Below are 12,770 nucleotides of genomic sequence, written 5' to 3'. Positions count from 1 at the left end.
GCCGAGGATGTCGAGGACGCCGTCGACGGACCTCTTCCACAGCGTCTAACAGGCGTCCCTGCCCCGGGAAGTGGGCCGTCGGGGAACAGTAAGCCGGGCGTGGGCCTTGCGGACCTCAGCGATCATGTCTTCCTTGCCCGAGGTCACGACCGCGCCGACGAGGAGCTCTCCCCACGGCTCACCACCACACCCGGGCCCGCGGCGCCCGCGTCGCGCAGTGCGCCCGCCAGCCCGTGCTCGCCGGCCCGCATGACGCGTGCGTGGGACCACGCGGCGAGCGGACGGGACCACGGCCCGAGCGGGTCGAGCCACCAGCGCGCGGTGCGCACGTCCCACCGCACCACGACCACGGTCGCCGAGGGTCCGTCGTCGGCGAGCGTCACGACGCCGACCCCCACGAGGTCGCCCGCGACCGCGAAGCGCGCCGACGACGGCGGCTCGACCGCCACGGCCTCGAGCTCCAGCCTCAGCCGCCGGCCGAACGGCGTGCGGAAGGCGAGGGCCGCGCGCGACCCCAGCCGTGCGTCGTCGTCGGTGAGGGCGAGCACGCTGCCCCGCAGCCCCGGCCACCAGCGCGGCCAGGACAGCTCGGGGGCGGCGAGCACGGCCCAGCACGCCTCGCGGGGGGCGGCGACCGACCAGCGCGACACGAAGGCGTGGTCGCGCCCGGTCCTCGGTGACGGCACCTCGCCAGTCTGCACCTGGCGGTGTCGGACGCGCCCGGCGCCCCACGGGTGCATTCGTCCCGCGCAGGTGGAAGGGTGGAGGCGATGCCCGACACGACCGCCCCGCCCGCGCGCAGCCCGTGGGTTCCGCCGCGGTGGCTGCGCTGGACGGTGGGCGTCGTCCTGGCGGTCGTCGCGTGCGCCGCGTGGGGCGTGACGACGGCGAGCGCCGAGCTGAGCCTCGGCCCGCACGAGGCCCGGTACGAGGTGACGACGAACGGGCTCGTCGTGGTCGACCTGGGCCCGCTCGGCACGGTCCAGCTCGACTCCCCGGCGCCGCTCGGGCTGGGCGCGCGGGTCGTCGTCAAGGAGATCCCCGCCGAGCTGACGTCGATCACCCCGGCTCAGAACCTCGACGCGCTCGGGACGGACGTCCAGTCGTACCTGCAGTTCTTCGCGACCCCCGACATCACGGTCCACCGGGCCGTGCGCGCCCTCGCGGTCGACGCGGCGTGGCGCACGCTCGCGGCGCTCGCCGTCGTCGCGCTCGCCGTGACCGCGCTCGTCCTCCTCCTCGGCCGTGCCCGACGACGCGAGCTCGCCGCCGTGGCCGGGCGCCACACCTGGGAGCTCACCGCGGGCGTGGTGGTCCTCGTCGCGACGGCGCTCACCCTGTCGTCGTCGCAGCCCGACACGTCCACGACGACGGCCGAGGACGGGAGCCCCCTGTTCGCGGGCACGCCGCTCGCGGGCGCTCGGATCACCGGCCGGCTCGCCGGCGTCGTCAACACGTACGGGCAGCAGCTCGTCACCGCCTACCAGAGCTCGGAGGGTTTCTACGCGAAGGCGGACCGCAGCCTCGAGGCGGCGTGGGACGAGCGCGACGTCGCGCAGGCGGCTGAGGACGCGCTCGCGGGGGCGGGCGTCGGACCGGCGCCGACGACGTCCCCCTCGACCCCCACGGCAGGGAGCGACGCGACGACCCCCAGTCCCAGCCCGACGGCGTCGTCGGACGTGCTGACGCTGCTCGTCATCTCGGACCTGCACTGCAACACCGGCATGTCGCCGCTGATCCGGACGGCGGTCGAGCGGTCCGGGGCGCAGGTCGTCCTCAACGCGGGCGACACCACGATCAACGGCACCGCCGTCGAGCAGGTGTGCGTCGACAGCTTCGCGAGCGCCATCCCCAAGAAGATCCCGACCGTCATGGCGAACGGCAACCACGACAGCCCGCTCGTCGCGAAGTTCGCGCAGGACGCCGGCTGGACGGTGCTCGACGGGTCGGTGGTCGACGTCAAGGGCCTGCGGATCCTCGGCGACCACGACGTCCTGCAGACCCGCATCGGGGTCGCGTCGCACCAGTCGGGCGACGTCAGCCCCGACGAGCAGGCCCAGGCCCTCGCCGGAGCGGCGTGCGACGCCGAGAAGGACGGCGAGCCGGGCGTCGACCTCCTGCTCATCCACGACCCGAGCATCGGCACGGTCCCCATGCAGACGGGGTGCGTGCCGGCCCAGGTCTCGGGGCACCTGCACCGCCGCATCGACCCCACGCAGATCGGCCTCGGGATCCGCTACGTCAACTCCTCGACGGCGGGCGCGACCCTCGGCCAGCCCACCGTCGGGCCCCTGCGGGGCACCGCCGAGATGACGGTGCTGCGGTTCGACAGGCAGACGCACCGGTTCATGGACTGGCAGCTCGTCTCGGTCACCAAGAAGGGCGTCGCGTCCGTCTCGGAGCGTCAGCCGTGGCCGGAGCCGACGGCCGTGGAGGTTCCCGCCTCGCCGCTGCCCCCGGGCGACTGATCCCCCGCCGGGCGGCCGCGGCGCGCCGGGTCTATGGTCCGCTCATGGCCGAGAAGAGCTGGCTGTGCGCTACCTGCCTGCGCGCCGGGACGAAGACCCCTGCCGTGACGATCGTCGACGGCACCGCCGTGTGCGCCGACCACCTGCCGGATGCGGCGAAGCCAGGCCGGCACGGGGCCGCGAACACCCTGTCCGGCGAGCTGGGCGACCTCGACGAGGGCATCCAGCACCACATGAAGTGACGCTCAGCCGGTGACCTCGCGGCGGTGCCCCGCGGCGAGGTCGCGGAGCCGGTCGAGGTCGAGCGCGTCGGCGGCCGCGACCGCGATCCGTACTGGCGTGCGCGCCACGAGCGTCGACGTCCGCACCCCGCCCTCCAGGACGGCGCGCTCACCGACCACCGCGCCCGGGCCGAGCTCCGCGACGACGGCACCGTCGACGTCCACCGTGAGGACGCCGTCGAGCAGGACGAACAGCGCGGTACCGGGCTCGCCCTGCCGGACGAGCACCTCGCCCGCGGCGAGCCGCTGGACCACCGGGCAGACGCCGCCGCGCATCACCCGGGTCGACATCTCGCGCTCGAGCGCGGTCTCCGCCGCGACGACGAGCGTCGGGGAGTCGTGCGCGCCCCACGGGGTCCGGGCCCCGAACGAGTGCGACTCCCAGGCCTCCTGGTCGGTCATGCCGCTCTTGAGCTCCAGGTGCCCGTCCGTGCCGTACACCCAGTGCCGGGGGAACGCGCTGGCCCCCGCGAGCTCGACCGCCGTCGTCCCGTCGGCGCGGAGGGTGACCGCGAGCGTGGTCCAGACCGTCGGCGCCGCCCACTGCACGTAGGGCGGGTCGGGCACAGGCCGCGGGATCGGCACGCCCGTGCGGCCGCCGACCGTCTGCACGACCCGCACCGCGTCCCCGCCCAGCTCCGGGTCGGGGCGCAGCGTCGGCAGCGACGTCGCCCGGAACGTCACGCCGAGCGGCCCGAGCCGCACCGTCGTCGACCCCATCACGAGGCCCGAGTCGGGCAGGTAGCCGGCGCTCGTCGCGCGGCGCGCGTCGTCGAACTCCGCCCACGCGACCAGGACGTTCGCGAACCGGAACGCGTCGGCCTCGCGCAGGGCGTGCACGTCGCCGACGTCCGTCAGCGCGTCCGGCGGCGGGTCGTCGTAGTGCGACAGGCGCAGGTCGAACCCGCGGCGGAGCAGCCCGGCGACCGACGCGCTGGGGATCCACGAGAGCGATGCGGCGACCGCCTCGACGCGCATGCCTCCATTCAACCGCGCCCGCCCCTGCCCGGCGACGGCGGCGAGTCCCCCCGGGAGGTGAACTCCGCTCCCCCGCCCGGCTCCGGGCGCGCGGATCTCACCCGTATCACCGACGCCGGCCGCGCCTACCCTTCGGGTATGGGCACCGGCCCCGGGCGCGCCGACGCGTCCGGCCCCTCCGTGCTCCCCGGCGACGTCCGGTCCCTCGACCGGGCCGTCGCCGCGCTGGAGCGCCAGCGCGCCGTCCTCGGCGACGCGGTGGTCGACGCCGCCCTGGCCCCGCTGCGCGCGCACCGCGTCCGGCTGGGCGCGTCGACGTCGGCCGAGCAGCGCAAGGTCGTGACCGTGCTGTTCGCGGACCTCGTCGACTTCACGGCGACGTCGGGCGCGCTCGACCCGGAGGACGTCCGCGAGCTCGTGCACGGCTACTTCGCGCGGTGGCGGGCGTGCGTCGAGGCCGAGAGCGGCACGGTCGAGAAGTTCATCGGCGACGCCGTGATGGCCGTGTTCGGACTCGGCCGGTCCGCCGAGGACGACGCCGAGCGGGCCGTGCGCGCCGCGCTCGCGATGCGGCGGGAGCTGGTGGTCCTCAACGCGGGCGCCGGCGCGGTCACCCCTCCCCCGCCCGCCCTGCGCATGCGGGTCGGGCTCGACACCGGGGAGGTCGTCGTCGGGACCCTGGGCGAGCGCGGCGACGACGACCTCGTCGTCGTCGGCGACACCGTGAACCGGGCCGCGCGGCTGCAGACCGCGGCCCCGCCCGACGGCGTCCTCGTCTCGGCGGCCACCCGGCGCCACGTGCGGGGCGTGTTCGTGCTCGAGCCTCGGCCCGGCCTCGCCCTCAAGGGCTTCGCCGACCCGGTCGACGCCTTCCTCGTCCGGGGGGCGCGGCCCCGCGCGTTCCGGCTCGACGCGGCGCGCGGCATCGAGGGCGTCGTCACGCCGACGGTCGGGCGCGACGCCGAGCTCGCCGCGCTGCGCCAGCACGTCGAGGAGGTCAGCGCCGGCGCCGGGTGGCGGCTCGTGACCGTCGTCGGGGACGCCGGCGTCGGCAAGACGCGCCTGCTGCGCGAGCTCGACACCTGGCTCGGCGAGCGCGCCGACGACGTCTGGTGGTTCCGCGGGCGGGCCTGGGCGTCGTCGCGGCACCGGGCCGGCGCGCTGCTGCGGGACGCGCTCGCCACGCGCCTCGGCGTGCGCGAGTCCGACCCGCCCGACGTCGCGCTGCGCGCCGTGCGCGCGGGTCTCGCCACCGCCCGCCCCTCCGCCGACGGTGACGCTCCGTCCGGCGACGGTGACGCGCCGTTCACCGACGGTGACGCCGACCGGCTCGCCGCATGGCTCGGGCTCGGGCCGCCCGTCGCCGTCGAGCCCCGCGCGCTGCGCGACGACGCCGAGCGGACCCTGACCCGGTACCTGCGGGCCCTCGCCGCGGACGCGCCCGTCGTCGTCCTGCTCGAGGACCTGCACTGGGCCGACGCCGCGTCGCTGCACTGGCTCGCCGGAGCGGGCGAGCGGCTCGCCGACGCCCGGGTCCTCGTCGTGGCGACCGCGCGGCCCGTCTTCCTCGAGGACGATCCCGGGTGGGCGGACGCGGCGCGGCCGCACGCGGTCCTGCTCCCGCTCGCTCCCCTCGACGACGACGCCACGGGCCGGCTGGTCCGGGCGCTGCTGGCCCCCGCCGGTGACGTTCCGCCGGAGGTGGTCCGCCTCGTCGGCGGGGCGAGCGAGGGCAACCCGTACTACGCCGAGGAGCTCGTCGGGTGGCTCGTGGAGCAGGGCGTCGTCGACGACGGCAGGCGGCCGTGGCGGATCCGGACCGCGCTGCTCGTCGATGCCGTCGCCCGGGTCCCGACGACCCTGCGCGCCCTCCTCCAGGCGCGGCTCGACGCCCTCGCGCCCGCCCAGCGCCGGGCGCTCGAGCGCGCCTCCGTCGTCGGGCGGGTGTTCTGGGACGACGCGGTCGAGGCGCTCGCCGAGCCCGGCGAACCCGACGACGACGACCGCTCGCTCGCCGACGCCCTCGACGCCCTGCGCGACCGGGGGCTCGTCGTCGAGCACGCGCCGTCGACCTTCGACGGCACCCGGGAGCTCGCGTTCCACCACGCCCTGCTGCGGGACGTCGCCTACGCCACCCTGCTCCGCACCCGCCGGAGCGTCTACCACGGTCGCGCCGCCGGCTGGCTCGCCCGCACCGCGGCGGCGGCCGGGCGCACGGACGAGCACGCCGCCCTCGTCGCCCGCCACCTCGACCGCGCGGGCGACCCCGCCGCGGGGTCCTGGTACGTCCGCGCCGGGCAGCGGGCCGCGCGCGTCTACGCCCTCGACGACGCGCTCACGCTCCTGGACCGCGCCCTCGACGTCGCGGACGACCCGCCCACCCGCCTCGACGCGCTCCTCGCCCGGGAGTCCGTGCTCGACCGCCGCGGCGACCGCATCGCCCAGGACGCCGACCTCGAGGCGCTCACCCTGCTGGTCGCCGCCGAGGACGCCCGCGACGCGGACGGGAGCGGCGCCGTCGTCGACCCGCGGGCGCGGCTCGGGGCGCTGCTGGCGCGGGTCCGCCGGGACCACGAGGCCAGCCGGTACGAGGCGGCGCTCGCCGGCGCCCGCGCCGTGGAGGATCGGGCGCGGGCCGCCGGGCTCGCGGACGTCCGCGCCGAGGCGGCACTCTGCGCCGGGCGGGCGCTCGCGTGGAGCGTCGGCGGCGCCGACGCGACCGCCGAGCTCGGACGCGCGCACGACCTGGCGCTCGCGGCGGACCTGCCCGCGGCGGCCGGCGAGGCGCTGCGGCACCTGGGCATCGTCGCCGAGGACGAGGGCCGGTACGCCGACGCCTACGACCTGGCCGCGCGCGCGAGGGCGCTGTTCGCGAGGGCGGGCGACGCGGACGGCGAGGCGGCCGCGCTCTTCCAGCTCGGCGTCGTGGCGTCCGAGCTCGGTCGCACCGGCGAGGCCCGCGCCGCGCTGGAGGGAGCCCTGCCCGTCTTCGACCGGTCGGGGCACCGCTACCGCGCGGCCGTGACGCGCAACGCGCTGGCCGAGGTCGTCGCGGAGTGCGGCGCCCTCGACGCCGCCTACGCGCTGCTCGTGGACGCGCTCGAGACGCTCAGGGACGTCGACGACCACGAGGGCGTGGCCGTGACGCTCCTCGTGCTCACCCGGGTCGACGTCGAGCTCGGCCGGTTCGCGGCGGCGCGAGGCCATGCGGTCGAGGCGCTCGACATCGCGGCGGAGGTCGGCTCGGACCTCCAGCGGTGCGACGCGCACTACCGCCTGTCGGTCGCGGCGCGGCTCGGCGGAGACGTCGCGGCCGCCGTCCGGCACGCGAGGGACGCCGTCGACGCCGGCGCCAGGGCCCCCGGGACCAACGAGGAGGCCACCGCGTGGCTCGGGCTCGGCCACGCGCTGCTCGCCCTGGGCGACGGCCCCGGCGCGGTCGAGGCGTTCCGGGCGGCGGGCCCGCGGCTCGAGGCGCTCGGCGTCGACGGCCGGGTCCACGAGAGCGGTGCCGGGCTCGCGGCCGCGCTGCTCGCCGTCGGGCGGCCGGGCGACGCTGCGGTCGCGGCCGAGCCCGGCGTCGCGGCGCTCCTCGCGGCCCCCGCGCGCGGTGGTTCCCCGGCCGGCGTGCTCGACGGCGCAGCGAGCCCCGCGACCGCGCTGACGTGCCTGGTCGAGGTGCTGCGGGCGGCCGGGGACCTGCGCGCAGGGGGGCTCCGGTCCACGGCCGCCGCCTGGGTCTCGGACCGCGCGCAGCAGATCGCCGACCCGGCGCTGCGCGCCCGCTTCCTCCGGACCCCGCCGCAGTCGCTGCTGCTCGACGCGGACGACGCCGCGGCGTCGTGACCGTGCCAGGATCGAGACCGTGCCGCCGAGCTCCCCCGCCCTCCGCCCCGCCACGCCCGACGACCTGGCCGCCGTCGCCCGCATCTACGCGCACTACGTCGAGCACACGCTCGCCACCTTCGACACCGAGCCGCCGACGCTCCAGGCGTGGCGCGACAAGCACGCGGCCCTCGTCGACGCGGGCTGGCCGTTCCTCGTGGCGACGGGCCCACTGCCGGGCGCGGACGAGCCGGCCGGCGAGCCGGAGCGCGTGCTGGGCTTCGCCTACACGTCGCCCTACCGGCCGAAGGCGGCCTACCGCCACACCGTCGAGGAGACCATCTACCTCGATCCCGCCGCCACGGGCCGCGGCCTCGGTGGGCCGCTGCTCGACGCGGTCCTCGACGCCGCGCGCGACGCGGGAGCCCGCGAGGTGATCGCCGTGATCGCCGACGCGGCCGACCCCGACGACCCGGCCGGGACGCTCCCGCGCACCGCGTCGGCCGTCCTGCACGAGCGGCACGGCTTCCGGGTGGCCGGCCGCCTCGAGGACGTCGGCCGCAAGCACGGGCGGTGGGTCGCCGTCACCCTCTACCAGCGGTCCTTGCGTCCGCCGACATGACGCCCGCGTCGACGGCGCGCCGCAAGGCCCCGAGCACGCCCGACGCGTCGAGCATGCCGACGACCCGACCGTCGGCCCCCTCGACGACAGCGACAGTCCCCGACTGCGACTCCGCGACGGCCTCCAGCGCGTGCGCGAGCGACGCGCCGAGCTCGACCGTCGGCAGCCCGTCGGCCGTCCCGCCCGCGGTCACGTCCCCGCGTTCGACGTGCGTGATCCCCAGCAGGCGCACCGGCGCGCCGTCGCCGACGAGCGCGCGCACCGCGTCCGACGCCGGCCGCGCCAGGATCTCGACCGGGTCCGCCAGCTGCTCGACGTGACCGCCGCGCGAGAAGACCGCGACCCGGTCCCCGAGACGGACGGCCTCGTCGATGTCGTGCGTGACGAACATGACCGTCGTGCCCAGGTCCCGCTGGATCCGCCAGAACTCGGCCTGGAGGCGGCGGCGACCCGCCGGGTCGACCGCGCCGAACGGCTCGTCCATGAGGAGCACGGGTGGGTCGGTCGCGAGCGCGCGCGCCACCCCGACGCGCTGCTGCTCACCCCCGGACAGCTCGTGCGGGTAGCGGTTCGCGTACCGGTCGGGCGCGAGGCCGACCAGCTCGAGCAGCTCCGCGACCCGGTCACGGGTCCGCTTGCGGTCCCACCGCTGCAGCCCGGGCACCGTCGCGACGTTCTGCGCCACCGTCCGGTGCGGGAACAGGCCCACGTTCTGGATCGCGTACCCCATCGAGCGCCGCAGCCGCACCGGGTCCGCGGCCAGCACGTCCTCGCCCCCCACGAGGATCCGGCCGCCGCTCGGCTCGACCAGGCGGTTCGTCATGCGCAGCGTCGTCGACTTGCCGCAGCCGGACGGCCCGACCAGCGCGAGGATCTCGTGCTCCTCGACCTCCAGCGACAGATCCTCCACCGCGACGGTCCCGTCGGGATACTCCTTGCGGACGTGCTCGAAGACGATTGCGGCGTCGGCCATGGAAAGAACCTACCCGGGAGCCCCGACGTCGACACGGCGTCCGGTCGTGGTTCCGTCGTGCGGCGGTGGTCCGGTCGGGCGCTTGGGGGGTGTGGCGCGTCGAGCAAGCGGGTGCGCCGTCGAGCAAGGGGGCGATCGCCGCCTGCTCGGCGGTGGAGGTTCTTGCTCGACGACGGCGCGCGGCGCGGCTACCGAGGCGCGGCCGACGGAACCACAGCCGACCGTCGGCGAGCGGTGCGTCACCACCGGCGGGTAGGTTCGGGCAGGTGCCTGGTAACCCGTGGTTCTCGTGGGACTACGTCACCGCCAACTGGGACGCGATCCGTGAGGCGCTGGTCATCCACGCGACGCTGACGGTGGAGGCGGTCGCGATCGCGATCGTCGTCTCGCTGCCCCTGGCGGCGCTGGCGACGCGCGTCCGGTGGCTCGCGGCGCCGGTCGTGGGGTTCGCGTCGACCCTGTACACGATCCCGTCGCTCGCGCTGTTCGCGATCCTCGCGCCGTTCATGGGGATCGGCCGCGCACCGGTGCTGCTGGGGCTGGTGCTCTACGCGCTGGTGATCCTCGTCCGGACGGCCGTCGCCGCGCTCCAGGGCGTCGACCCCGCCGTGCTCGACGCCGCGCGCGGCCTGGGCTACGGACGGTCGCGGCGGTTCTGGACGGTCGAGCTGCCGAGCGCGCTGCCGGGCATCATCACGGGCGTCCGGCTGGTCACGGTCTCGACGGTCGCGCTCGTCACGGTGGGCGTCGTCGTGGGCTACGGCGGCCTGGGGAACCTGCTGTTCCGCGGCTTCCAGAGCTTCTACCGGGCCGAGATCATGACGGCTACGGTGCTCTGCCTCCTCCTGGCGCTCGTCCTCGACGTGCTGCTGTGGCTCCTCGGGCGCGCCCTGACGCCCTGGCTGCGGGGGCGGGCCGCATGAACGTCATCAGCGAGGCGATCACCTGGCTCAACGACCCGCTGAACTGGACGGGACCCGACGGCGTCTTCGCGCTGACCCGCGAGCACCTGCTCATGACGCTGGCGGCGGTCGTGCTCGCGTCGGTCGTCGCGATCCCCCTCGGCGTCTGGCTCGGGCACAGCGGGCTGGGGCGCGGCGCGGCGGCCGTCATCGTCGCGGCGAACACGACCCGCGCGCTGCCCACGCTCGCGATCATCATCATCCTGGCGACGTCCGGCCTGTTCGGGGACACCGCGACGGTGATCGCGGCCGCGGTCTTCGCGCTCCCGGTCCTCCTGTCGACGACGTTCACGGGGGTGCGGGGCGTCGACCCGGCCGTGACGGACGCCGCGCGTGGCATGGGCATGGGCGCCGGGCGCGTGATCGGCCGCGTCGAGCTGCCGCTGGCCGTGCCCTACGTCGCGGCGGGCCTCCGGACGACGATCGTCCAGGTCGTCGCGACGATCCCCCTCGCGGCGCTCGCCGGGGGTGGTGGGCTGGGCCAGATCATCTCGCTCGGCTTCGGCACGCAGCGCTACGGGCAGGTCCTCGCGGGCGGCGTGATCGTCGCGGTGCTGTGCCTGCTCATCGACGGCGTGCTGGCCCTCCTGCAGCGCGCGGTGACGCCGTCGTCGGTGCGGGCGGAGTCGCGGGCGGCCGCCCGCGCGATCTGACCAGGAGGCCGTCGACGACGGCACCTCGGGCCCCGTCCGCGCCCCTGCGGGCGCCTCCCGGTTGCCCCTGTCGGTGGCGGGCGGTCGAATGGGGCAATGCGTACCCGAACACTCGCCGCAGGACTCTCGGCCGTCGCGCTCGCCTCGGTCCTCTCCGCGTGCGGCCAGGCCGGATCGTCCGGGACCCACCCGACGTCCTCCGCCAACGGCTCCAACGCCTCCGTCGCAACCTGCGAGCCCGTCGCGGGCGACCAGCTCGTCGTCCTCGAGGACGACAAGAAGCTCCAGAATGCCGACAACGTCATCCCGGCCCTCAACGCGAAGGCCGTCTCGGGCGACGACGCGATCGTCCCCCTCCTCGACACGGTGTCCGCCGCGCTCGACACTCCCGGGCTCATCGCCCTCAACAAGGCCGTCGACGTCGACCGTCAGACGTCGGTCCAGGCCGCCAAGGACTTCGTCGACCAGCACCAGCTCGCCGCGCAGGACTCCTCGGCGGGCAAGGGCACCAAGATCACGATCGGCGCCGCGAACTTCTCGGAGTCGGCGACGCTCGCCAACATCTACGCGGACGTCCTCAAGTCCGCGGGCTACGCGCCGACCGTCCGCGACGTCGGCTCCCGCGAGACGTACCTCAAGGCGCTCGAGAGCGGCCAGCTCACGATCGTGCCCGAGTACACCAGCACGCTCACGACCTTCATCAACGCCGCGCAGAACGGGGCGGACGCGAAGAGCCCGGCGAGCGGCGACCTCGACAAGACCGTCGCCGCGCTCACCGAGCTCGGGAAGAAGGTCGGCCTCGCCTTCGGCAAGCCCGCCGCCGCGCAGGACCAGAACTCGTACGCGGTGACCACGGCCTTCGCCGACAAGAACGACGTGAAGACGCTGTCCGACCTGGCGTCCAAGTGCGGCGGCCTGATCCTCGGCGGCCCGCCGGAGTGCACCACGCGCGACTACTGCCAGCCCGGCCTGGAGAAGGTCTACGGCCTGCAGTTCGCGAGCTTCAAGCAGCTCGACTCGGGCGGCCCGCTGACCAAGGCGGCGCTGCAGAAGGGGCAGATCTCGCTGGGCCTGGTGTTCAGCTCGGACGGCCAGCTCGCCGCCACCAGCTGACGGCCCGCGACCCGAAGACGACGAGGCTCGCCACCCGCACGGGTGGCGAGCCTCGTCGTCGCTCGGAGAGGGCGCGCGGCCGGGCGGCAGGCGCTCAGATCGCGTCGCGGTCCGGGTTGAGGGTGAGCAGCATGTGCCCGTGCACGGCCCCCTCGGGGCGCAGCGACGGGTCGGCGCCGCGGCCGGAGAACTTCTCGATCAGCGCCAGGACGTCGTCTCCGAGCTGCTCCATCTCCTCCGCGGTGACCCAGAGACCGGCGGTCGTCACGGTGACGGCGCGGACCCACTCGGGCGGCAACGGCCGCGGGTCGGTGAGGAAGTCGCTGAGCCGCGTTGCCTCGTGCTGCACGTAGCCCGCTGAGATGACGCCGGACTGGCGGACGGCGGCCGCGTCGTCGGGGTCGGGCTCGATCTTCCGCTTGCGGTGTGCGGGACGCCACGGCTTCTCGCGCCCACGGGGCTCGGAGCGCTCGACGTAGCCGGCCTTCTCGAGCGACCGCAGGTGGAACGAGCAGTTGGCGACGGTCTGGCCGGTGCGGGCGGCGACCTCGCTGGCGGTGGCCTCGCCGACCTCGTCCAGGATCGCGAGGATCTCGATGCGGAGCGGGTGCGCCAGGGCCCGCAGCATCGCCGGGTCGCCCGTGGTGAGCGACTCCTGCGAGGGCCGGACGGTGCGCGGGCTCTCGGTCATGCGTGCCTCCTCAGCGCACCCACCACACGGACGCGACGTCGCGGTACCAGTCGGCACCGCGCTCGGCCCGCTGCCGGGCGAGCGCCGCGTCGTGGCGGCGGGTCTCCTCCGCGCGACCGGCGGAGCGAAACGTGGTGGTGTTGCGCGGTGCGTGCTGTCGTCCGAACATCATCGTCTCCCTGAGCGTGTCGCCGGCCCCTCGCG

General features: G+C 75.9%; 12 protein-coding genes. 7 read left to right on the top strand and 5 right to left on the bottom strand.

Annotated elements, in window-relative coordinates:
* Positions 1–143: 143 nt before the first annotated feature.
* Positions 144–686, bottom strand: coding sequence for a hypothetical protein (locus tag ACLQ14_RS12440; protein WP_425813411.1), 543 nt, complete (start codon positions 684–686; stop codon positions 144–146).
* A gap of 84 nt (positions 687–770) precedes the next feature.
* Here ACLQ14_RS12440 and ACLQ14_RS12435 point away from each other — a divergent pair, with 84 nt between their 5' ends.
* On the top strand, positions 771–2,468 hold the full coding sequence (locus ACLQ14_RS12435) for a metallophosphoesterase family protein (protein WP_425813409.1): 1,698 nt from the start codon (positions 771–773) through the stop codon (positions 2,466–2,468).
* Between the two features lie 44 nt (positions 2,469–2,512).
* Entirely contained in the window at positions 2,513–2,710 is a 198-nt protein-coding gene (locus ACLQ14_RS12430; RefSeq protein WP_425813407.1) for a hypothetical protein, read from the top strand.
* 3 nt (positions 2,711–2,713) lie between these two features.
* Here ACLQ14_RS12430 and ACLQ14_RS12425 read toward each other — a convergent pair whose 3' ends face one another.
* Complete coding sequence (locus ACLQ14_RS12425; protein ID WP_425813405.1) at positions 2,714–3,727, bottom strand: cyclic nucleotide-binding domain-containing protein; 1,014 nt, start codon at positions 3,725–3,727, stop codon at positions 2,714–2,716.
* A gap of 138 nt (positions 3,728–3,865) precedes the next feature.
* Between ACLQ14_RS12425 and ACLQ14_RS12420 the strand changes: the two genes are divergently transcribed.
* Positions 3,866–7,573, top strand: a complete 3,708-nt coding sequence (locus ACLQ14_RS12420; protein WP_425813403.1) for an ATP-binding protein — start codon at positions 3,866–3,868, stop codon at positions 7,571–7,573.
* Between the two features lie 19 nt (positions 7,574–7,592).
* Positions 7,593–8,174: a GNAT family N-acetyltransferase gene (locus tag ACLQ14_RS12415; protein WP_425813401.1), complete on the top strand. Its 582-nt coding sequence runs from the start codon at positions 7,593–7,595 to the stop codon at positions 8,172–8,174.
* Here ACLQ14_RS12415 and ACLQ14_RS12410 read toward each other — a convergent pair.
* A complete protein-coding gene (locus ACLQ14_RS12410) occupies positions 8,137–9,147 on the bottom strand; it encodes an ABC transporter ATP-binding protein (RefSeq protein ID WP_425813399.1) in 1,011 nt (336 codons plus the stop codon). The two genes, ACLQ14_RS12415 and ACLQ14_RS12410, sit on opposite strands and share 38 nt — an antisense overlap.
* Positions 9,148–9,413: 266 nt before the next feature.
* Between ACLQ14_RS12410 and ACLQ14_RS12405 the strand changes: the two genes are divergently transcribed.
* The 3 genes from ACLQ14_RS12405 to ACLQ14_RS12395 all read left to right on the top strand — a co-directional run bounded on the left by ACLQ14_RS12405 (position 9,414) and on the right by ACLQ14_RS12395 (position 11,875).
* Complete coding sequence (locus ACLQ14_RS12405; protein WP_425813397.1) at positions 9,414–10,070, top strand: ABC transporter permease; 657 nt, start codon at positions 9,414–9,416, stop codon at positions 10,068–10,070.
* Positions 10,067–10,762, top strand: a complete 696-nt coding sequence (locus tag ACLQ14_RS12400; RefSeq protein ID WP_425813395.1) for an ABC transporter permease — start codon at positions 10,067–10,069, stop codon at positions 10,760–10,762. Before ACLQ14_RS12405 ends, ACLQ14_RS12400 begins: the two co-directional genes overlap by 4 nt.
* A 96-nt stretch (positions 10,763–10,858) precedes the next feature.
* The gene (locus tag ACLQ14_RS12395) at positions 10,859–11,875 is read left to right on the top strand and encodes a glycine betaine ABC transporter substrate-binding protein (RefSeq protein ID WP_425813393.1); all 1,017 of its coding nucleotides are present in this window, start codon (positions 10,859–10,861) and stop codon (positions 11,873–11,875) included.
* Positions 11,876–11,969: 94 nt separating this feature from the next.
* On the opposite strand, the gene ACLQ14_RS12390 is transcribed toward ACLQ14_RS12395, so the two are convergent.
* Positions 11,970–12,566 carry a winged helix-turn-helix domain-containing protein gene (locus tag ACLQ14_RS12390; RefSeq protein WP_425813391.1) on the bottom strand — a complete coding sequence of 199 codons (597 nt, stop codon included), beginning with the start codon at positions 12,564–12,566 and terminating at the stop codon, positions 11,970–11,972.
* Positions 12,567–12,576: 10 nt separating this feature from the next.
* Entirely contained in the window at positions 12,577–12,735 is a 159-nt protein-coding gene (locus ACLQ14_RS12385) for a hypothetical protein (protein ID WP_425813389.1), read from the bottom strand.
* Positions 12,736–12,770: the final 35 nt, after the last annotated feature.

Origin of the sequence: Luteimicrobium sp. DT211, assembly GCF_049844995.1 — a bacterium.
In the GTDB taxonomy this organism is placed as follows: domain Bacteria; phylum Actinomycetota; class Actinomycetes; order Actinomycetales; family Cellulomonadaceae; genus Luteimicrobium.
The sequence above is the reverse complement of the archived record's forward strand: the minus strand, read 5'-3'. Positions and strand labels throughout refer to the sequence as shown.

Coding starts and splice junctions, on each gene's coding strand:
- ACLQ14_RS12435 (WP_425813409.1), top strand. CDS start 771: ATGCCCGACACGACCGCCCCGCCCGCGCGCAGCCCGTGGGTTCCGCCG.
- ACLQ14_RS12430 (WP_425813407.1), top strand. CDS start 2,513: ATGGCCGAGAAGAGCTGGCTGTGCGCTACCTGCCTGCGCGCCGGGACG.
- ACLQ14_RS12425 (WP_425813405.1), bottom strand. CDS start 3,727: ATGCGCGTCGAGGCGGTCGCCGCATCGCTCTCGTGGATCCCCAGCGCG.
- ACLQ14_RS12420 (WP_425813403.1), top strand. CDS start 3,866: ATGGGCACCGGCCCCGGGCGCGCCGACGCGTCCGGCCCCTCCGTGCTC.
- ACLQ14_RS12410 (WP_425813399.1), bottom strand. CDS start 9,147: ATGGCCGACGCCGCAATCGTCTTCGAGCACGTCCGCAAGGAGTATCCC.
- ACLQ14_RS12400 (WP_425813395.1), top strand. CDS start 10,067: ATGAACGTCATCAGCGAGGCGATCACCTGGCTCAACGACCCGCTGAAC.
- ACLQ14_RS12395 (WP_425813393.1), top strand. CDS start 10,859: ATGCGTACCCGAACACTCGCCGCAGGACTCTCGGCCGTCGCGCTCGCC.
- ACLQ14_RS12390 (WP_425813391.1), bottom strand. CDS start 12,566: ATGACCGAGAGCCCGCGCACCGTCCGGCCCTCGCAGGAGTCGCTCACC.
- ACLQ14_RS12385 (WP_425813389.1), bottom strand. CDS start 12,735: ATGTTCGGACGACAGCACGCACCGCGCAACACCACCACGTTTCGCTCC.